This window comes from Oceanobacillus phoenicis (genome assembly GCF_047238145.1).
Classification (GTDB): Bacteria; Bacillota; Bacilli; order Bacillales; family Amphibacillaceae; genus Oceanobacillus.
The window spans coordinates 402272-420333 of sequence record NZ_JBDFME010000001.1 but is presented as its reverse complement, the minus strand read 5'-3'; the positions used below and the strand labels follow the sequence as shown (position 1 = coordinate 420333).

General features: G+C 34.4%; 23 protein-coding genes and 1 pseudogene. 16 read left to right on the top strand and 8 right to left on the bottom strand.

Features of this window, described 5'->3' with window-relative positions:
• Window positions 1–265: 265 nt before the first annotated feature.
• The 3 genes from ABC346_RS02260 to ABC346_RS02250 form a co-directional block, all read right to left on the bottom strand.
• A complete protein-coding gene (locus tag ABC346_RS02260) occupies window positions 266–1027 on the bottom strand; it encodes a class I SAM-dependent methyltransferase (protein WP_413233360.1) in 762 nt (253 codons plus the stop codon).
• A 343-nt stretch (window positions 1028–1370) separates the two neighbouring features.
• On the bottom strand, window positions 1371–1508 hold the full coding sequence (locus ABC346_RS02255; RefSeq protein ID WP_413233359.1) for a hypothetical protein: 138 nt from the start codon (window positions 1506–1508) through the stop codon (window positions 1371–1373).
• Window positions 1509–1537: 29 nt separating this feature from the next.
• Entirely contained in the window at window positions 1538–1594 is a 57-nt protein-coding gene (locus ABC346_RS02250) for a putative holin-like toxin (protein ID WP_413236497.1), read from the bottom strand.
• 253 nt (window positions 1595–1847) lie between these two features.
• Here ABC346_RS02250 and ABC346_RS02245 point away from each other — a divergent pair, with 253 nt between their 5' ends.
• From ABC346_RS02245 to ABC346_RS02235, 3 genes are all read left to right on the top strand, one after another.
• Window positions 1848–2408, top strand: a complete 561-nt coding sequence (locus ABC346_RS02245; RefSeq protein WP_413233358.1) for an AAA family ATPase — start codon at window positions 1848–1850, stop codon at window positions 2406–2408.
• Between the two features lie 19 nt (window positions 2409–2427).
• A complete protein-coding gene (locus ABC346_RS02240) occupies window positions 2428–2874 on the top strand; it encodes a GNAT family N-acetyltransferase (RefSeq protein WP_413233357.1) in 447 nt (148 codons plus the stop codon).
• Between the two features lie 73 nt (window positions 2875–2947).
• A complete protein-coding gene (locus tag ABC346_RS02235) occupies window positions 2948–3472 on the top strand; it encodes a DNA topology modulation protein (RefSeq protein ID WP_413233356.1) in 525 nt (174 codons plus the stop codon).
• A 34-nt stretch (window positions 3473–3506) separates the two neighbouring features.
• Here the strand turns inward: ABC346_RS02235 and sspO are convergent, their stop codons facing one another.
• Window positions 3507–3659: a small acid-soluble spore protein SspO gene (gene sspO / locus ABC346_RS02230; RefSeq protein ID WP_413233355.1), complete on the bottom strand. Its 153-nt coding sequence runs from the start codon at window positions 3657–3659 to the stop codon at window positions 3507–3509.
• A 180-nt stretch (window positions 3660–3839) separates the two neighbouring features.
• On the opposite strand from sspO, the gene ABC346_RS02225 reads away from it, so the two are divergent.
• From ABC346_RS02225 to ABC346_RS02190, 8 genes are all read left to right on the top strand, one after another.
• Window positions 3840–4226: a hypothetical protein gene (locus tag ABC346_RS02225; RefSeq protein ID WP_413233354.1), complete on the top strand. Its 387-nt coding sequence runs from the start codon at window positions 3840–3842 to the stop codon at window positions 4224–4226.
• A gap of 73 nt (window positions 4227–4299) precedes the next feature.
• Complete coding sequence (locus ABC346_RS02220; protein WP_413233353.1) at window positions 4300–4587, top strand: hypothetical protein; 288 nt, start codon at window positions 4300–4302, stop codon at window positions 4585–4587.
• Between the two features lie 184 nt (window positions 4588–4771).
• Window positions 4772–5371 carry a DJ-1/PfpI family protein gene (locus ABC346_RS02215; protein ID WP_413233352.1) on the top strand — a complete coding sequence of 200 codons (600 nt, stop codon included), beginning with the start codon at window positions 4772–4774 and terminating at the stop codon, window positions 5369–5371.
• Window positions 5372–5483: 112 nt separating this feature from the next.
• A complete protein-coding gene (locus ABC346_RS02210) occupies window positions 5484–5810 on the top strand; it encodes a VOC family protein (RefSeq protein ID WP_413233351.1) in 327 nt (108 codons plus the stop codon).
• Window positions 5811–6034: 224 nt separating this feature from the next.
• Entirely contained in the window at window positions 6035–7252 is a 1218-nt protein-coding gene (locus tag ABC346_RS02205; RefSeq protein WP_413233350.1) for a CynX/NimT family MFS transporter, read from the top strand.
• 47 nt (window positions 7253–7299) lie between these two features.
• Window positions 7300–7773, top strand: a complete 474-nt coding sequence (locus ABC346_RS02200) for a hypothetical protein (protein WP_413233349.1) — start codon at window positions 7300–7302, stop codon at window positions 7771–7773.
• A 72-nt stretch (window positions 7774–7845) separates the two neighbouring features.
• Entirely contained in the window at window positions 7846–9063 is a 1218-nt protein-coding gene (gene nagZ, locus ABC346_RS02195) for a beta-N-acetylhexosaminidase (protein WP_413233348.1), read from the top strand.
• Between the two features lie 282 nt (window positions 9064–9345).
• Window positions 9346–10176 (top strand): C40 family peptidase, encoded by an 831-nt coding sequence (locus ABC346_RS02190; protein WP_413233347.1) that lies wholly within the window; start codon window positions 9346–9348, stop codon window positions 10174–10176.
• Window positions 10177–10299: 123 nt separating this feature from the next.
• Here the strand turns inward: ABC346_RS02190 and ABC346_RS02185 are convergent, their stop codons facing one another.
• From ABC346_RS02185 to ABC346_RS02175, 3 genes are read right to left on the bottom strand one after another with little or no spacing between them, the layout of a single operon-like run.
• Window positions 10300–10629 (bottom strand): thioredoxin family protein, encoded by a 330-nt coding sequence (locus ABC346_RS02185; RefSeq protein ID WP_413233346.1) that lies wholly within the window; start codon window positions 10627–10629, stop codon window positions 10300–10302.
• A gap of 19 nt (window positions 10630–10648) precedes the next feature.
• On the bottom strand, window positions 10649–12784 hold the full coding sequence (locus ABC346_RS02180) for a heavy metal translocating P-type ATPase (protein WP_413233345.1): 2136 nt from the start codon (window positions 12782–12784) through the stop codon (window positions 10649–10651).
• The gene (locus tag ABC346_RS02175; RefSeq protein ID WP_413233344.1) at window positions 12774–13145 is read right to left on the bottom strand and encodes an ArsR/SmtB family transcription factor; all 372 of its coding nucleotides are present in this window, start codon (window positions 13143–13145) and stop codon (window positions 12774–12776) included. Before ABC346_RS02175 ends, ABC346_RS02180 begins: the two co-directional genes overlap by 11 nt.
• Before the next feature lie 155 nt (window positions 13146–13300).
• On the opposite strand from ABC346_RS02175, the pseudogene ABC346_RS02170 reads away from it, so the two are divergent.
• The 4 genes and pseudogenes from ABC346_RS02170 to ABC346_RS02155 all read left to right on the top strand — a co-directional run bounded on the left by ABC346_RS02170 (window position 13301) and on the right by ABC346_RS02155 (window position 16209).
• A pseudogene (locus tag ABC346_RS02170) lies at window positions 13301–14211 on the top strand (aminoglycoside phosphotransferase family protein).
• A 16-nt stretch (window positions 14212–14227) separates the two neighbouring features.
• The gene (locus ABC346_RS02165; RefSeq protein WP_413236496.1) at window positions 14228–14785 is read left to right on the top strand and encodes a cysteine hydrolase family protein; all 558 of its coding nucleotides are present in this window, start codon (window positions 14228–14230) and stop codon (window positions 14783–14785) included.
• Window positions 14786–14803: 18 nt separating this feature from the next.
• Window positions 14804–15754, top strand: a complete 951-nt coding sequence (locus ABC346_RS02160; protein WP_413233343.1) for a phosphotransferase enzyme family protein — start codon at window positions 14804–14806, stop codon at window positions 15752–15754.
• A gap of 125 nt (window positions 15755–15879) precedes the next feature.
• Window positions 15880–16209 (top strand): YflT domain-containing protein, encoded by a 330-nt coding sequence (locus ABC346_RS02155; RefSeq protein WP_413233342.1) that lies wholly within the window; start codon window positions 15880–15882, stop codon window positions 16207–16209.
• A 53-nt stretch (window positions 16210–16262) separates the two neighbouring features.
• Here ABC346_RS02155 and allD read toward each other — a convergent pair whose 3' ends face one another.
• The gene (allD, locus tag ABC346_RS02150) at window positions 16263–17276 is read right to left on the bottom strand and encodes an ureidoglycolate dehydrogenase (protein WP_413233341.1); all 1014 of its coding nucleotides are present in this window, start codon (window positions 17274–17276) and stop codon (window positions 16263–16265) included.
• A gap of 96 nt (window positions 17277–17372) precedes the next feature.
• Here allD and ABC346_RS02145 point away from each other — a divergent pair, with 96 nt between their 5' ends.
• A complete protein-coding gene (locus ABC346_RS02145; protein WP_413233340.1) occupies window positions 17373–18047 on the top strand; it encodes a GntR family transcriptional regulator in 675 nt (224 codons plus the stop codon).
• Window positions 18048–18062: the final 15 nt, after the last annotated feature.

Sequence of the window (18062 nt, the reverse complement as noted above, 5' to 3'; positions counted from 1 at the left end):
AAATTTATTTCTTCTTGTTAAGTCATCTTTGTAATATACTATACGGAATTTGAAAATGTTTAGTAGCGGTGATTGCAGTAAAAATTTCATCTAAAGTAAGGGGAACCTTAATCCTTCCCCATAGGAGAATGATCAAATTGTTCCCATACTCGAAGAATATGTTGAGGTGTTAGCATGTCGATTTCAATCACTTTCTAAAAATAATTAAAAGGCGCGTTGTTTTCAATGTTGATTTATCTCCCATATTTCAGGCATATGGATGTACTTATATTTTTTTAGCAATACAAATCATTTCTGCAAAGTCATTTGTTATAGTTTTATCAGGATTAATCTCCAACTCATATCTCATTTTCTTCAATCCATCTTGGTAATCTTGATCATTAATCAGAGTTAATATAGATATGTCCCTGTTTTCTGCATTTGCTATATAGTCGGATAATTTAATTCTTTCTAACCGGTATTGAATCTGGATATTAACTTTAAATCCTCTTATTGAAAGTCCATTAAAAATCACTTCTTTTTCCCAAAATCTTTTTAAATCCTCATAATAAGCTGTCGGAAAGTAATGATATACCCACCATTGTTTCATATCATGTATAGCAATATTGTAAAGTTTATATACACTGTTTTTCTTTAAGACACGATAAACTTCATTAAGAGATTGCTCTTTATTAATAAAGTGATGGAAGGCATAGTTATTTGAAATATAATCAAACTTTTCATCTTCGTATGGCATATTTTCAGCTAATCCATTAATGATAGAAGCATTTTCAACTTTTTCTTTTGCTTTATTTAGCATCTCTTCTGAAGCATCAAGACCATTCCAATCAATATTAAAATTATTAAAGAATTTTATTTGTTTATCAAGATAAATTCCAGTACCACAAGCCAAATCTAAAACCTGGTACACTGATTTCGGATTTTTATCAATATACTCCCTTAAATCGTTATCATATTGAACATTTTCTAATCTATATTGGTTTTTCTCATATTTGTTAGCGATTTTTGAGTAATCAGTAACTTTCATATATATCATACATCTCCCTTTAATTCATTATTTCAGAATTGCACATTTTACTGAACTTCATGTCAATTAATATCCCCTAAATAAACTGGAGATGCTTCCTTATTTAAATGTCTTATTATATATTTTCTTAATTGTTTGGGATATATCCGACATTCGAGTAAATGGTTAATGTGTATCCATACTATACCTACTTGATGGCTATCAGTATTGGTAGGAACTTTATAATTGTCATTCACTAAGTTACAAACAAAGTAATATTCAACTTAATGGGCGTTAAAGTCAAATGTTGATTATTCATGATTTTTCCCTAAGTATTCACGAATATGAAGAAGTTCACCGATTTCTATAAATGTTGCCTTGTGTCGGTTACTAACGGGTGTTCATGAGAAACAGGATTTGAAGAAGCGGTCAGAGCAGCTGCTAAAACAGCAAAGCGTGAATCTATTCGAATGTCTATACCATGTTTTGTTCGATATTTCATAGTTGATTACTCCTCTCTTCTATATATTTCTAATTTTTATGACTAAATGAAAGAACCGCTATGATTAGTGTGCCAAAAGAAATCATCCATAATGAGTTTCAAACAATGTCATAGATCTCTCAATTTTTTACAAATAATGAGTTACTGTCCAAGAAAAAACTTATGTCCGTATTAATGATAACACAATTTTCTGTAAATTTAATAGTAATTCATATTCTTATTCCTTAGTAGGGTCATTTTAACAATTAAAAATTATCCTATCTTTATTACTACTCCAGCTATATGTTAAAATTTTATAAAAAGTTTTGAAAATTAGCAACGATTGGAATTGAGATATGGATGAAGTTAGTTATAATATTTGGTCCTCAAGCTGTTGGAAAGATGACGGTTGGACAAGAGTTAGTTAAAATCACGGATCTTAAGCTTTTTCATAATCATATGACGATCGATTTAGTAAGTAATTTTTTTGATTATGCGACAAAAGAAGGGAAAAGATTAGTAAATTTCTTTCGCCAAGAGATATTTGAAGAGGTATCGAAGAGCAATTTATATGGAATAATTTTCACTTTTGTATGGGCTTTTGATTTACAAGAGGACTGGAATAACGTTAAGAGACTTACTGAGTTATTTGAATCTAGAGGCGGAACGACATATTATGTGGAGCTTGAAGCAGATTTAGATGAAAGACTAAACAGGAATAAAAGCGTGAATAGACTTGAGCATAAACCTTCAAAGAGGAATATTGAGTGGTCAGAGAATGAATTGAAAAGGTCGTTGGAGAAGCATAGGCTTAATTCCATTGACGGTGAGATTTCCTATCCCAACTATGTACGAATAGATAATACATGTTTAGAAGCGGATGAGGTAGCTATTTTAATCAAAAAACAATTTAATTTGTAATAAGAAGTGTAGGTGTTGTATGAACGTTCAATTAATTAACGCTACAAAGGATAAAGAAGAAACTTTATTAAATCTATTTCAATTCTATATTTATGATTTCTCTGAGTTTATGGAGATAGATATTGAGCCTAATGGCCGTTTTGCTGAATACCCTATTAATGATTACTTGGAAAAAGAAAACTATTACACTTATTTTGTTAGTTTTAACGATAGTTACATTGGATTTTGTATAATACAATACAATCAAAATGAGGGAGATAAACAGTATTTTTCGGTTAAAGAATTTTTCATTATGAAAAGGTATAGACGCATGGGTATAGGGAAATTCGTAGCAAACAAAGTATTTAATATGCATCAGGGTTGCTGGGAAGTATTTCAAATGAAGAGTAATTTACCTGCGCAGCGTTTTTGGAGTAAGGTAATACGTCATTTTACAAAGGGGGATTTCACAGAAAGGAGAAGATAAAAGAATAGTGCAGGAATTTTATAGTGGAAAACGATGTTAATCTACTGAACTTGGTAAAAGAAAGGATAATATTATGAAAAAGATTGCTTTAATCGGGTCAGGTGGTTCTGGTAAATCTACATTGGCTCGTCAATTAGGAGAGGAGTTAAAAATTGAAGTCCATCACCTGGATGCACTTTTTTGGAAACCTAATTGGGTTGGTGTATCAAAAGACGAACAACGTAAAGTTCAAGAAGAACTAGTGGGGAAAGATTCTTGGATTATTGATGGTAATTACGGTGGTACGATGGAGATTAGATTACATGCAGCAGATACTATTATTTTTTTAGATATATCAAGGTTCACTTGTTTGTTCCGGGCAATAAAAAGAAGTATTAAATATAGAAATAGAACGCGTCCAGATATGGGAGAAGGTTGTGATGAAAAATTAGACATAGAGTTTTTGAAGTGGATTTGGCATTATCCAAATAATAAAAGACCTCATATCTTAACGAATCTTAAACAACTATCAGACACCAAACAAATTTTTATTTTGAAATCACCAAAGGAAGTTAGGTGTTTTACGGAAAATGTTTTAGGTAATACAAAGATTATTTAGCCCCATGGGAGTTAAGGGGCTAATACCATATCTACTACTGTCTTTTCTTTGTTTTTTTATTATTAAACTTTTCTTCGGCTGTTAATGGCTCATTGGCAAATTCATGATCAAATTGCTTGGAAAGACTTCCTCTGACCGCTTGTTCGTCACTGATATTAGCACGATCTTTCTTTGACTTTTTATCCATATAATACACCTCCTAATTTATTTTTCCTCTGGTAAGTAAATATATGTAATAAATACCTAGTAAATGTGATAGATATACTAAATACTTTATTAAAAACAAGCGGATACCTTAGAGTATCCGCCCCCACCAATAAAGAAAAACTGCATAAATTATCAATGTAAAGTAAAGGGGGGAAATAATATGTGGAAAAAGTATGATAAAGATGGGAATCAAGAATTCAGTTTTTCAAAAGCACGCGCGCAAGCAGATGCAGATTCGAAGTCAAATGTTGATTTTGATTCTGATATAAAGCTTGACAACGATAATGATAATGACAACGATAACGACAACGACAACAAATTAAAGAACAGAAATCGCAATACCAATATTGCAAAAGTAATTAACAGTGGAAATTCATATGTAGATGTAAAATCTGATTCTGATTCTAAATCTAAGTCTAAAGGAGATACTGACGACAATAATAGCGTTAACGATAGTGGTAATGTAGCAGGTGAACAAGATAATAACGACGATGATCGTGATAGAGATGGTCATCATCATTGTTGCAAAAAAAGAAAAAAATATTAATACAATGCATTTACAAAGTGGGATATATAGCTGTCCCACTTTCACATATTTTGGTGAAAAGGAGGTTGTAATCGTGGCGAATATAGATAATTTATATGATATTAAAGGTAAAAGAAGAAGACCTTATTCAAACGATACACAAGCTATCGAGTCAACGATAAGGGAAAGTGGAAATTCAGATGTCGATATTAGTATTCTTGTTGATACTAAACCAATAGCGTATGCGATGTTATGTTCATTACTAGCAACCAAGCAATTTACGAGACGTGAATTTGAAAAAGCGGTTCGTGAGCTAGAAGAATTAACTTATAACTCTAACAGAAATGATGTTTCCAATGTAAGACTTTATGAAGATAAATGAGAAGGTAAAAATCTGCCTTCTTATTCTACATAAGTTCTATTCGGTAATAACAAGTGAACTAGCCATTTTTATTCCTCCTATGAATATGTGTTATGGTAAATATATAGTACTTCTTTTTAATCTATAGAGAATCCTTTTTAATACACTAAAAATATCTTATGAAACTATGTGAGGAGGAAATTCGATGATCATTAAACAATGGAAAGTTGGCATTTTTTTATTTGATGATGTAGAAGTTTTGGATTTCGCAGGGCCATTTGAAGTGCTCTCGGTTACTTCATTCGATGATGGTGCAAAGCCATTTCAAGTGGAGACAGTTTCTGAACAAGATAAAATAATATATGCGCGTAATGGTTTAAAAGTAAAGGCAGATTATTGTTTTGACAGTATGCCTAAATTCGATATCCTTATTATTCCCGGTGGTCTGGGGGCAAGAAAAAAAGAGATACATAATAATAAAGTCATCGATTGGATAAAAAGGGAAATGAAAAATGTGCAGATTATGTCCTCGGTATGCACAGGCGCATTACTTTTGGCAAAAGCGGGATTATTAGATGAAAAGAAGGCCACGACACATTGGGCAAGTGTGAATAGACTTAAAAATGAATTCCCGCAAGTAGACGTTCAACAAGGTGTTAAATATGTAGATGAAGAAAGTATAATTACATCAGCTGGGATATCAGCGGGTATAAATATGTCATTTCATATCGTTAGAAAGCTTTTGGGTGTAAACGTAGCGTTAGATACGGCAAAGCGAATGGAATATGATATAGAATTCAAATAAATATTACTTCTCAAATAAGATCACTACCCCAAAAGTGGATGTTTGTTATAATAATTAACGGAATCTTATGTCAATAATTTAATCAAACGTTTATTTAAAGGAGGAGTAAAGGATGAGTAACCCAATTAAAAATCGTACCAATACCATTTTTATTCATGTGAGTAATTTACAACGTTCGGTACAATGGTATAGTAAATTGCTAGGGGAAGAAGTAGATGTAAGTAAAGTAGCCGATCCAGTACATAACTTAAAGATGGATCAGAATACAGGTATAACGTTAGATGCAGGACCTCCAGGAATGGCAAAAGATATTCAGCCTTTGCCTTACCCACTATTTAACTTCCACACAGATGATATTTATCAAGCATATGACTATCTTCAAGAATTAGGGTTTCAAATAGAGTCAGATATCGTTGAGTTTGATGATTTTTTTTTTTAATATAAGCGACCCAGATAAAAAAATATGATTATGATTTGTACTGGATAAATAATTATATAGAAGAATGAGAGGATTGTTTTTTTATGATCAGTTAGGCTGGTATAATTTATTAACTGGCCTTTTTATATTGTCAAAAATTCATCTGGATAGGTTGCTATATTATTCAATGAAGCGTATATTAAGTTGTTAAAGAATAATGTGCTCCGATAGAAAGAAGGTTCATCATGGTAGAGTCTCAAGGGAATCAAAAGAATAACAATCAGTTTCAATTTCTACTCTTAGTTATAGGAATTATCGTTGTGGCATTTAATTTACGCCCAGCCATTACATCTGTGGGTCCTTTAATCAGTCTTATTCGAGAAGATATTGATATTTCAAATGGCACGGCAGGGTTATTAACGAGTTTGCCATTGATAGCATTTGCAATTATTTCACCTATGGTGCCAAATTTTGCTCATAAATTAACGAGAGAAAAAGTATTAATCTTTGGACTTATATTTATTATAATTGGAATCTTAATTCGATCTATTTCTTTATTTCTTTTATTACTAATAGGAACCTTAATCATCGGTGCAGGGATAGCGATATGTAATGTATTATTACCAAGTTTGATTAAGAGTTACTTTCCGTTAAAAGTGGCATTGATGACAGGTATTTATACCACGGTTATGAATATTTTTGCTGCAGCTGGTTCTGGGTTAAGTAACCCTCTTGCGAAAGACCTAGGGTTGGGTTGGCAGTTATCTTTGTTTATATGGGCAGCACCTGCTGTGTTTGCGGCAGTGATATGGATAATCATCATAAGAACAGACACAACGAAAGAAGAAAGCATTCCCCCATCAAAAAAAGGAATTCTATCTGGTAATCGTATGTGGCGCATTCCGCTAGCATGGATTGTTGCAGCATTTTTAGGCTTACAATCAACGCTTTTTTACGTTACGATTTCTTGGCTTCCAGAAATTCTGCATGATTTTGGTATGAGTATGGCGACTGCTGGATGGCTTCTTTCTATAACACAAATTATTGGATTACCAGCGAGTTTTACTGTCCCAATTCTAGCTGGTAAGTTACAAAAACAATCCTTTATAGCTTGTTTGATTGGTGTTTTCTCGTTGATTGGATATGGAGGATTGTTATTGGGAGATTCATGGGCAACAATAATATTCAGTTTGCTTTTCATTGGGATTGCATTAGGTGGAGGATTTGCTTTGGCTTTAACTTTCTTAGGTCTAAGGTCTAAGAATGCAGAACAATCAACGGAGCTTTCAGGAATGGCACAATCTGTCGGTTATTTACTTGCAGCTATCGGCCCTTTTGCAATCGGTTCTATGTATGATGTTACAGCAAGCTGGTCCTTCCCATTGTTAACATTGATGATAGTAGCGGTTTTATTGATCATTATTGGATATCAAGTTGGTAAAGACAGGTATGTGATCGAGTAAACTAAAGGTGGTGTGTTCGTATTTCAACATTTAGTTGGAAGAAACGATTGTTTGTATTATTATCAATATTCATTTTAGGAAGTGTTGCTTTTTTTATAGCTTTTATTTATCCGGTAGGTAAATTGTTTACAGCATCTACAGACTTAAGTGGAGAGAGTATAGGAGAATTTTCGCTAAATGAAGAGCTAGACGCACATCACATAGAACAATTAGCTGATTTTGAAAAGAGGGACGAAGATAACGGAATAAGTTATCGTCATAACGATTTCTTTATTCGCACGAATGAAGAGAATGAAATAACTTCTATCTCGATGGGTGAATCCTATAGTACGTCATCAGGACTTAGTATAGGCGATTCTAGGAATGATGTAGAGGAAATCTATGGAGAAGATTACTATACGTATAGTGAAATGGGACTTGGAGATGCAATGGTCTACATTGATCGTGAGAATAATATAGAATTTACGATTTGGACACATGAAGAACACATTAGATATATCTGGTTAGCAAGCAGTGATTAAAGAAAGATACTTCCGGGGAAAATGGAGATTGAGAAACAATAGAATTATTTCAACACCTTGGAGGTAAGCAGAATGAAATGGATAAGTATTTTTGTCATTATGGCAGCTATTACCGTTGGAGCGGTTTATTTTTATATACATCCAGGGGACGAACAAACTAATCACTCCGATCATAATACTTCGATGAGTGGAACATTGGATGTATCGAGCTTGGTGGAAGAGATGAGTTTAGATGAAAAAATCGGCCAGATGATCGTTGGTGGAATTGACGGAACAGAACTAAATAATGATACGCAAGACATGATTGAAAATTACCATGTTGGAGGAGTTATTCTATTTGCGGACAATATTGAAAGCAAGACGCAAACCACAAATCTTATGAATGACATAAAAAAGGTGAATGACAATAATCCATATCCATTGCTTCTTGGGGTTGATGAAGAAGGTGGAAGCGTAACAAGAATGCCAGACGAGATTATAAGTCTCCCACCAAGTGGATCTATAGGAAAAGAACAAGATCAGGAACTTGCTTTTGAAGTTGGTACTCTTCTTGGAAAACAAATGAGAGGATTAGGATTTAATTTAGATTTCGCTCCGGTTCTTGATGTGAATAGTAACCCAGACAATCCTGTTATTGGAGAGCGTTCCTATGGAGATGACCCACACCTTGTTAGTGAAATGGGAGTCCAAACCATGAAAGGAATTGAGAATGAAGGGATTATATCCGTCGTCAAACATTTTCCTGGGCATGGGGATACAAGTGAGGATTCACATTTAGAGCTTCCGAAAGTCGATAAGAGTTTGAAGGAACTTTCAGATCTTGAACTGATTCCTTTTGAGAATGCAATTTCCGAAGGTGCAGACGTTGTTATGATTGCACATATCCTGTTGCCTCAAATAGAAACCGAGTATCCATCCTCTATGTCTGAAGATATCATTACAGGACTATTGAGAGAAGATATGGGATTTGATGGAGTTGTTATCTCAGATGACCTAACGATGGGAGCGATAACGGAGGACTTTAGAATAGAAGAAGCGGCTATTCAATCTGTAAAAGCTGGCAGTGATATAGTACTGATTGCACATCATCCAGATGCGGTGACTTCTGTTCATAAGGAGTTGAAAGCAGCCGTTAAAAACGGTGATATTAACGAAGAAAGAATTAACGAAAGTGTAGAAAGAATCATTCATCTAAAAAGGAAATATAAACTTTCAAATGAGGAAACTCCACAGGCAGATTTTAAATTGATTAACGAGAAGGTGCAAGAGATTTTAGATAAAGTCTCTTGACCTTTTTTAATATTTAATGGGGGTATAACGAGATTCTTAATTTAATTTTAATTGGATATTTTTAACATATACTTCAAACTGCGCTATTTAATGGATTTTTTTCATAATAAAAGAAAAAAGAGCAAAAAAACACTATAATAAATTGTTATTTCTCCTTAAACTCTATGTTAATGCACTGTGATTTTCATATGATAGATTAGGTACAGTGGTAAAATATGATGGATTTTGTCGGTAGATAATCATATTTTACTAGTATAGTAGAGAAACAAAGGAGGAATAACGTTGGCACAGTCCAATCTATCAGCTAAGAAATACGTGCTTTCTACAGCATTTGTTACTTCTTTAGCATTAACACCTATTTTTGCGGGAAGCGTGTTTGCTAATGCTGGAGCAGGAGCTTCAGAAGGAGATATACCTGCTAGTGAAAGTAACCTACCTAACGTAACAGAGCAAGAAGAAACTTCATCTAGTGTAGGACTCATTCAGTTGGGGGATGTAAATTCCTCAGTGGAAGACTTACAAGAGGAGTTACAAGATCAAGGTTATTATACATATAACATTGATGGGATCTTTGGTCCAATTACTGAAGAAGCAGTAAGAGAATATCAATCAGACCAAGGTTTACAAGTGGATGGTATTGTCGGACCAAATACGAAAGAAGCGTTGGCAGTAGAAAATGAAGGTTCTGATGAAGAATTAAATATTGTAGAGAAAGACGAAGATGAGAACGCATCTGAGTCCGGAGACATTAACTCTGATATTGTTGCAGCAGCAGAGAGTGTTGTCGGTACTCCGTATGTATGGGGAGGAACAACTACAGATGGAATGGATAGTAGTGGATTTATTAACTATGTATTCGATCAAGTAGGTATTGATATTTCTCGTACGCATAGTGAAATGTGGGTAAACGATGGAGTACATGTAGACTCTCCTGAAGTTGGAGATGTTGTATTCTTTGAAGGAACCTATGACACTGAAGGAGCGTCTCACAGTGGTATCTATATTGGTAATGGTCAAATGATTCATGCTGGAAATGACGGTGTAAGTGTCGCTGATTTCACCATTGATTACTGGCAAGATCATTACATTGGCGCAAAATCTTTCACTGAATAATACAATCTAAAATTAGTATGATTACTCATTGAAAAGAGGCTATAAAATCTAGCCTCTTTTCTTTATGTTTCATAAGTACACCAGAAGGTATGCTTAGACATGTCAAGTTACATGGGGTTTCTACTAGATATCAAGGATAGCTCGTTCTAGGTTCTGTTTTAATTGTTCTATCCGAATAAATCTGCTTTCCCTAAATAATTCTTTTTGGTCTAGAAGCAAGAACATGGTAGGTACTGTAAACACCAAGTATTCCCCTGCAATTTCTTTCACTTTATCTGCATCCACTTTTCCGACCAGAATTTGTGGGTAGTCACCTAATAATCCTTGAACCTTTGGCCACACGGCATGACAAACACTACAGTTGTCTCTAGAAATATATATGAATGATAATTGATTGTCTCTCGTAAATTCTCTAACCATTTCGATAGAAGTTAGTTGTGTGTATTCTTTCATACAGTGACTCCTTTTTCAGTTAAGTGTCATCTTTTACTCTAAGCAAGCGTAAGCTGTTGAGCGTTACGATTAATGTTGCACCAATATCTGCAAAAATCGCTAACCAAAGAGTTAACCATCCTGGAATAACGAGTAATAGCGCTGCTAGTTTAATTCCTAATGAAAAGATAATATTTTCTTTAATTATTCTTAGCGTTTTACGACTTAAGTTCATCGTATATGGTAATTTATTCAGGTCATCCGACATTAATACGATATCGGCGGTTTCTAAAGCGGTATCGGTACCTGCACCACCCATTGCAATGCCGACAGTAGAAGCTGCGAGTGCTGGAGAATCGTTAATGCCATCTCCTACCATCGCTGTTTTTTGATGGTTAGTTGATAACTCTTTAATGTACTTCAATTTATCTTCTGGCAATAGATTTGACTTAACATTGATGACACCTACTTGGTTTCCAATTGCAAAAGCAGTATTATAATTGTCACCAGTTAGCATGACAGTCTTCATTCCAAGTTTATTTAGCTTAGTCACTACGTTTTTGGATGCTTCTCTCACTTTATCTGCGATGGCATATAACGAGAGAATATCTTGATGAGTTCCTAGGATGATCACCGTTTTTCCTTCTAATTGTAAGTCTTCTATTTGTTTTACGATAGTCGGCGTGAAGCATGTGTGTAACTCTTGAAAAAAGTCAGGGCTACCAACAAAATAATCTTTGTTGTCTATCGTAGCTTGAACACCTTTTCCTGTGATGGATTTGAAGTTCTCCATCTCTACATGGTTGAATGCAATATTATTCTCATTTGCTTTACGTATAATCGCAGCAGCTAGTGGGTGCTGGGATCCATTTTCAATTGCGGCGATGAGTGATAAGTTAGAACTTTCCTCGCCTTGATAGGAAACAATATCCGTAACATGTGGTACACCTTCTGTTAATGTTCCTGTTTTATCAAAAGCAATCGATTGTAATGATCCAGCTTCTTCTAAATACACGCCTCCTTTAATCAGTACACCATGTTTAGCGGCATTACCAATTGCAGTAACAATCGCAACAGGTGTAGAGATTACCAGTGCACAAGGACATCCGACGACTAATATAGCTAATCCTTGATATACCCATGTACTCCAATCTCCTGTGATAGCAGAAGGGACGATGGCAACCATGAGAGCAATGAGCATGATTACTGGAGTATAGTATTTAGCAAATTTATCTACGAAGGCTTGTGAAGGAGCACGTTCCGCCTGTGCCTCCTCAACAAGATGAATAATTTTGGAAATAGTGGTGTCTTCCACTTTTTTCGTAACACGTATCTCTAATAATCCATCTTCATTAAATGTGCCTGCAAAGACTTCATCATCCGTCATTCGAGTAACAGGAATACTCTCTCCTGTAATAGCTGATTGGTTTACAGAAGAAGACCCCTTTATGACAATGCCATCCATCGCTATCTTTTGTCCAGGTTTCACAATCATTATATCGTTTAACTGTATGTCGTTGACATTGATTGTTTGCTCTATATTACCTCTTCGTATAAGCGCTTCGTTTGGTGCGATGTCCATTAAGGATTGGATAGACTGTCTTGCTTTATCCATAGAAAATCGCTCTAAAGCTTCACTTATCGCAAATAGAATGACAACAGCTGCTCCTTCTAACCATTCTCCTATTAATGCTGCGCCAATAACGGCGATAGTCATTAAAGTATTCATATCAAAATGGAATTGGATTAAATTCTTTAGTCCTTTGAGAAATAGAGAGTAGCCGCCGATCAGAATTGCTGCACCAAAACCTATAGTTGGGATTATGCTTTGTTCATTTAAAGAATAACTAACGATAAGACTGATAACTATAATAAAAGCGGCAATGTAGAGACGGATATTATCTTTTTGTTTCCAAAATGAAATCTGCTTTTCGGAATTACGGTCTCTTTCATTTGTAATTTTGAGATTCTCGAATGATCCTGCTTTTTCTAAATCTTGAATGGTTGTATTTCCCTCAACATAAACTTTGGATGCTCCGAAATTCACTTGTGCATTATTTACACCAGGTAGTTGTTTTATATTTTTTTCAAATTTTGCTGCACAGTTCGTACAACTTAACCCCTGTATACGATATGTTTCTACATTGGGACTTGTATTTATTTGGCTATGAGACATGGTTTTCCACCTCTTGATGATGAATTAGTGCAATAGATACAAGTTGGCGAATATGATCGTCATCTAGAGAGTAGAAAGCGAGCTTTCCCTCTTTACGGTATTTCACAACTCCTTGTTTATATAATGTTCTCAAGTGATGAGAAGCTGTCGCAACTGATGTCTCGATGATATTCGCAATATCACAGACACAAAGATCATCCTCTTCACATAAGGCATAGGTGATTTTTGCTCTATTTTGATCAGATAGGGCTTTGAATATCCTTGCCATACCTTCTAAATCATTGTTTTTCATCTTGACTTGAACACGGTTGACCTTCTCTTCGTTATGACAATATATATCGCAAGTATCTTTAGTTATCATGAAATTCACGTCCTTATTCAAATCTTCATTTGAATGTATTGTAATACTAAATTTATTTATATTCAAGTATTCATTTGAATGTTCTTTTGTATACTTCATAAAGGAAAATAAGGATAGAGATAGAATAGTAAATAAGAGATAAGTTAAAGGGGGATATGGTGATTAATCATACATTTATAAGAAAAATACCAGAATTACATGATTGTAAGGAAATTATCCAAATTGAAAAGGGGTTCTCTGCGGATAAGAAATATACTATTCATACAGAGGAAAATCAGAAACGATTACTACGTATATTTGATAGCGCTGACATGAAACAGAAACAACAAGAATTTATAATGTTAAAGAAAATGGAAGAGAACCTAATAGCTTGTTCAAGACCTGTTGCTATTGGTGAGGTCGATCAACAGGGATATATGATTACTTCATATATCGAAGGAGAAGATGCGGAAATAGAAGTTCTTAAACTATCTGAAGAAAAGCAATTTCAGGTTGGCGTGAAGGCGGGGAAGAACTGAAGAAGATACATCAAATTCAAGCGCCACCACAGATTTCATCTTGGTATTCCAGAAAAGTGAGTAAACACCAAAGGTATATGGATGCCTATCAAGAGTGTGAAGTGCAAGTAAAGAATGATGGAAAAATCATTCGTTTTATTGAAGATCATATGCATTTGATGAAAAATCGTCCGAATTTATTTCAGCACGATGATTATCATCTTTCTAATCTGATTATTTATAAAGGTGAGTTTGCAGGAGTAATAGATTTTAATCGATACGATTGGGGAGATCCCATTCATGAATTCTTGAAAATTGGTATCTTTAGTCGAGAGGTAAGTATTCCGTTTTGTATCGGACAAATTAAAGGTTACTTCAATGGAAGGGAGCCAGATGAAGCGTTTTGGCAATTGTATTCGCTTTATTTAGCAATGTGTGTTTTCTCAACGGTTGTATGGACATTGAGAACGATACCAGAGAATTTAGACCAGATGATGGATAAAGTATACACATTTCTAGAGGATCACAATTATTTTGAAGAGATTGTACCGAAATGGTATAGAAGTTAAGGAGGGCATTGATTTGATCAAGCAACTACTATTAATTATCGATGTGCAGCAAGATTTAGTGGATGGTAATGAAAATGAACCGGCTGTTTTTTTGAAGGATGAACTTATAAGTAATATCAATCGTGTGATTGAGAAAGCACATAAAGATAGTATTCCTGTCGTATTCGTCAGGGATCTTGATGTGGCTGAAGGTAGTGGTGGAGGATTTGAGGTTCATCGAAACATACATGTACCGGAAGATGCGAGATTTTTTAATAAATCGGCAACGAATGCTTTTTACGGGACTGGTCTATTAGAGTATGTGAAGGCTGAAGAATTCAATCATTTAATTATTATGGGTTGTGAAACTCAGCATTGTATTGATAGTGCTGTAAGAACAGCAACGATAAATGGCATGGATGTGACGCTAGTAGGAGATGGGCATTCGACAAAAGGGAATGAAGTGTTAAGCGGAGAACAAATTATTCAACATCATAATGCAACACTTCATGGTCATTATAATGTAGATCATTTCTCTCTCGTTCGGGATTCAAATGAAGATTTGTTTGTTCCTACGCATGATAACTATAGGTGAATAGAGAGGGATAAATAAATGAATTCAAAAATAATTACATTATTAAATGAGAAATATCCGCTGCATATTACGCAAATTGAAGCGGTAACGAATGAAATGTATCGATGTGAGGCAGAACAGGGGGATTTTTACGCCAGAATTACCAACTATAAATCTTTTGATGAACAAATGGATGAAATTCGTTATACGAACTTCCTATATGAAAATGGGATATCCGTTCCAATTGTACCTTCTTTGCATCATAATCTGATTGAAACAATTACATTAGACAAAGCGTATTTTACAGTTATGTATGAAGCAGCTCCAGGTATTCATCTTCAAAGAAAGGAATGGAATAGTTCTATATTAAGAGAGTTAGGTAGGCAAGTAGGAAAGTTACATCGAGCATCTCGTCAGTATGAACAAACATTTCCTGAAAATCACATCAATCATTGGTATGACAATGAAGAATATGCGTTTATGAAGTACATTCCTAATAAAGAGAAGAAAATTAGAGAAAAGGCAGCACAACTCATAAAGGAGATTAAAGGATTACCTAGAGAAGACATGGACTATGGCTTACTTCACGGTGATTTATGTTTGGAAAATGTTTTAGTAGATAAGGAAAGAAATATTACGATGATAGACTTCCAGGACTGTGAGAAACACTTTTATATTTTTGATTTAGCAGTTCCCATATATTCAGCCATGGAATACTCTTTTACTGGAAATGAAAATATTACGGACTATGGAAGGTCCATCGCTGCGGCAATAATAGCCGGATATCAAGAACAACATCATCTATCACAACAAATGATAGATAAGTTACCTCTGTTTATTCAATTAAAAGAGATGTTTGATTATAGTTTGATGCATATGTACTGGGATCAAGATAAGCTAAGTGAGGAACAGGTGCGGATTATGAATCACTTTAGAGTTAAGATAGAAAATGGCTATACTTTATTAAATCTTAGTGATATGTATATTTGATCGGGAATTATTTATTTGAAAGCATTCTAACAATAATTGGCGTATTTTACCTTCTATAAAAATGATTAAAACTATGGTATTTGGGAATATAGATTATATAGCCAAATTTAATAGGAGGTATAATTATGCCATTTGTTAAAGCTTATACAAACGATGAAACACTTGAAAATGATATTAATACGTTAAAAGAAAGTGATATTAACGCTAAAGAAATTTTTGTGTTATCACATGATGATGATCGTACAGCACGAATTGTAAGTAATACTGATATCTCAGGAATTGACTATAATAAAGAAAACATCGGTTCCTTTGAAAAACAAGGTGATGAATTAAGAGAAAAACTTATTGAATTAGGAATAGCTGACGCAGATGCTCATGAATTTGAAGAGGACATGGATGAAGGAAAAGTCTTTCTAATTGTAAAAGATGAAAGAGCAGAAACGGTATTAAAATAAAGGTTGTAATTTAGAAATCGCTTGGAGCTTAGGCTTCAAGCGATTTTTTATGTTTAATTACTTTCTGATTCGTTTTTAATATAGGTATATACTGAATTTGGTAATGGAATTCCTTCTGTTTCTCTCTTTTTAGCTGTTATATTTTCTATTTCTCCTGGAATAAATACTCTTTCCACATTACTACTAGGATTTGTTTTACGTAATTCTTGAATCATAGTATCGAGTCTTGTTGTGAATACTTCAATTGATACAAATTTAGATGGGTCAATTGCCATGAAGAAGTGTCCAAGTTCCCTGTTTTTATCATAATCTCCATACATTTTAGAAATATGTGGTCCAAAAGCAGCCCCGGTAAGCATAGAAGAGAATATTTCAACGACCATTGCTAAGCCATATCCTTTTGGACCCCCGAATGGTGACAAAGCTACAACTTTATTAGGATCTATAGTAGCTTCTCCATTTTTGTCTACCCCCCAACCATGAGGGATTTTCTCTCCTTTTTCTTTGGCGTTTAAAATTTTTCCTAATGCAACAGTACTTGTAGCGAAATCTAAAATTATTGCTTCTTCTTTATCTGTCGGAAAACCGAAGGCAATTGGATTTGTTCCAAAGAACGGTTCTGCCCCACCAAATGGAACAACTACTTTATCTGTATGGGTCATAGCTATGCCAATTAAGTTATCTTTTGTAGCTTGTTGAACGAAATACGATAACGCTCCACAGTGACTACTGTTCTTTACTGCAACTGCGCCAGTTCCTGTTAGTTTCGCTTTATTAATTGCTATGTTCATTGCTTCTTTGGAAATATAATGTCCAAATCCGTTATCACCATTTAAAATGCTAGTAGACGGAGCTGTGTCTGTTTCTTGTAAGATCGGTTTAGGGTTAATTCCGCCTTCTTTAATCCGTTTAATATAGTGTTCTACTCTTAATACTCCATGTGAATCGACCCCTCTGAGGTTAGCGTGAATAAGTACGTCGGTAATGATTTCAGCGATCTCTTCTTCAATGCCATATTTTTCGAATACTTTCTTGGTCATATGTGTTAACTCATCTTTTAGAATCATATAAATTAAACTCCTTTCTTTTGAAAACGCTTAAATTTATACTAGCATACTTGTATGGTAGTATGGTAGAATTATTTTCAGAAAGGAGTGAATTATATGTTAAACAGAACGAAATTTAAAAATTCTACAAGGGATTTTGTATATGATACATTGCGGGAATCTATCATGAACCTTGAAATGACACCAGGTACAACAATCTCGGAAAAAGAAATTGCTGAAGAATTAGAAGTTAGTCGTACGCCAGTTAGAGAGGCTTTCTTAAGATTAACTCAAGATGAATTATTAACGGTTTTACCGCAGAGAGGCTCGTTTGTTGCACTTATTGATTTAGACCATGTGGAGGAAGCTCGTTTTTTACGTGAACAAGCAGAAGTAGGAATTATTCGTTTAGCTTGTGAAGTACTAAATGAGAATTATCTAGAAAGGCTCCAATCAAATTTGGATGAGCAGAAGAAAGCAAGAGACAATGATGATGAAGACGCCCTGTACATTTTAGATAAAGAGTTTCATCGTATATTTGCAGAAGGAACTGATAAACATCGTGTGTGGAATGTTATTCAGAAGATGGATACGCATTCCAACAGACTTAGGAAATTGAGTATCGAAATGAAACTAAATTGGAGAAAACTAGTTGATCAACATGAAGCGATCCTGAATGCTGTTAAATCAAATAAACCAGATCTAGCTGAAGATATCATAAGAGAGCATTTATCACTCTTAATCTATGATCAAAAGGAGCTAAAAGCGAATTATCCTGATTATTTTTATTAAATAAATTAAGGGGTT

Bases quoted from the DNA above. Each gene is read 5' to 3' on its own strand.
- ABC346_RS02260 (WP_413233360.1), bottom strand. From the start codon at position 1,027: ATGAAAGTTACTGATTACTCAAAAATCGCTAACAAATATGAGAAAAAC.
- ABC346_RS02255 (WP_413233359.1), bottom strand. From the start codon at position 1,508: ATGAAATATCGAACAAAACATGGTATAGACATTCGAATAGATTCACGC.
- ABC346_RS02245 (WP_413233358.1), top strand. From the start codon at position 1,848: ATGAAGTTAGTTATAATATTTGGTCCTCAAGCTGTTGGAAAGATGACG.
- ABC346_RS02240 (WP_413233357.1), top strand. From the start codon at position 2,428: ATGAACGTTCAATTAATTAACGCTACAAAGGATAAAGAAGAAACTTTA.
- ABC346_RS02235 (WP_413233356.1), top strand. From the start codon at position 2,948: ATGAAAAAGATTGCTTTAATCGGGTCAGGTGGTTCTGGTAAATCTACA.
- sspO (WP_413233355.1), bottom strand. From the start codon at position 3,659: ATGGATAAAAAGTCAAAGAAAGATCGTGCTAATATCAGTGACGAACAA.
- ABC346_RS02225 (WP_413233354.1), top strand. From the start codon at position 3,840: ATGTGGAAAAAGTATGATAAAGATGGGAATCAAGAATTCAGTTTTTCA.
- ABC346_RS02215 (WP_413233352.1), top strand. From the start codon at position 4,772: ATGATCATTAAACAATGGAAAGTTGGCATTTTTTTATTTGATGATGTA.
- ABC346_RS02210 (WP_413233351.1), top strand. From the start codon at position 5,484: ATGAGTAACCCAATTAAAAATCGTACCAATACCATTTTTATTCATGTG.
- ABC346_RS02205 (WP_413233350.1), top strand. From the start codon at position 6,035: ATGGTAGAGTCTCAAGGGAATCAAAAGAATAACAATCAGTTTCAATTT.
- nagZ (WP_413233348.1), top strand. From the start codon at position 7,846: ATGAAATGGATAAGTATTTTTGTCATTATGGCAGCTATTACCGTTGGA.
- ABC346_RS02185 (WP_413233346.1), bottom strand. From the start codon at position 10,629: ATGAAAGAATACACACAACTAACTTCTATCGAAATGGTTAGAGAATTT.
- ABC346_RS02180 (WP_413233345.1), bottom strand. From the start codon at position 12,784: ATGTCTCATAGCCAAATAAATACAAGTCCCAATGTAGAAACATATCGT.
- ABC346_RS02175 (WP_413233344.1), bottom strand. From the start codon at position 13,145: ATGATAACTAAAGATACTTGCGATATATATTGTCATAACGAAGAGAAG.
- ABC346_RS02160 (WP_413233343.1), top strand. From the start codon at position 14,804: ATGAATTCAAAAATAATTACATTATTAAATGAGAAATATCCGCTGCAT.
- ABC346_RS02155 (WP_413233342.1), top strand. From the start codon at position 15,880: ATGCCATTTGTTAAAGCTTATACAAACGATGAAACACTTGAAAATGAT.
- allD (WP_413233341.1), bottom strand. From the start codon at position 17,276: ATGATTCTAAAAGATGAGTTAACACATATGACCAAGAAAGTATTCGAA.
- ABC346_RS02145 (WP_413233340.1), top strand. From the start codon at position 17,373: ATGTTAAACAGAACGAAATTTAAAAATTCTACAAGGGATTTTGTATAT.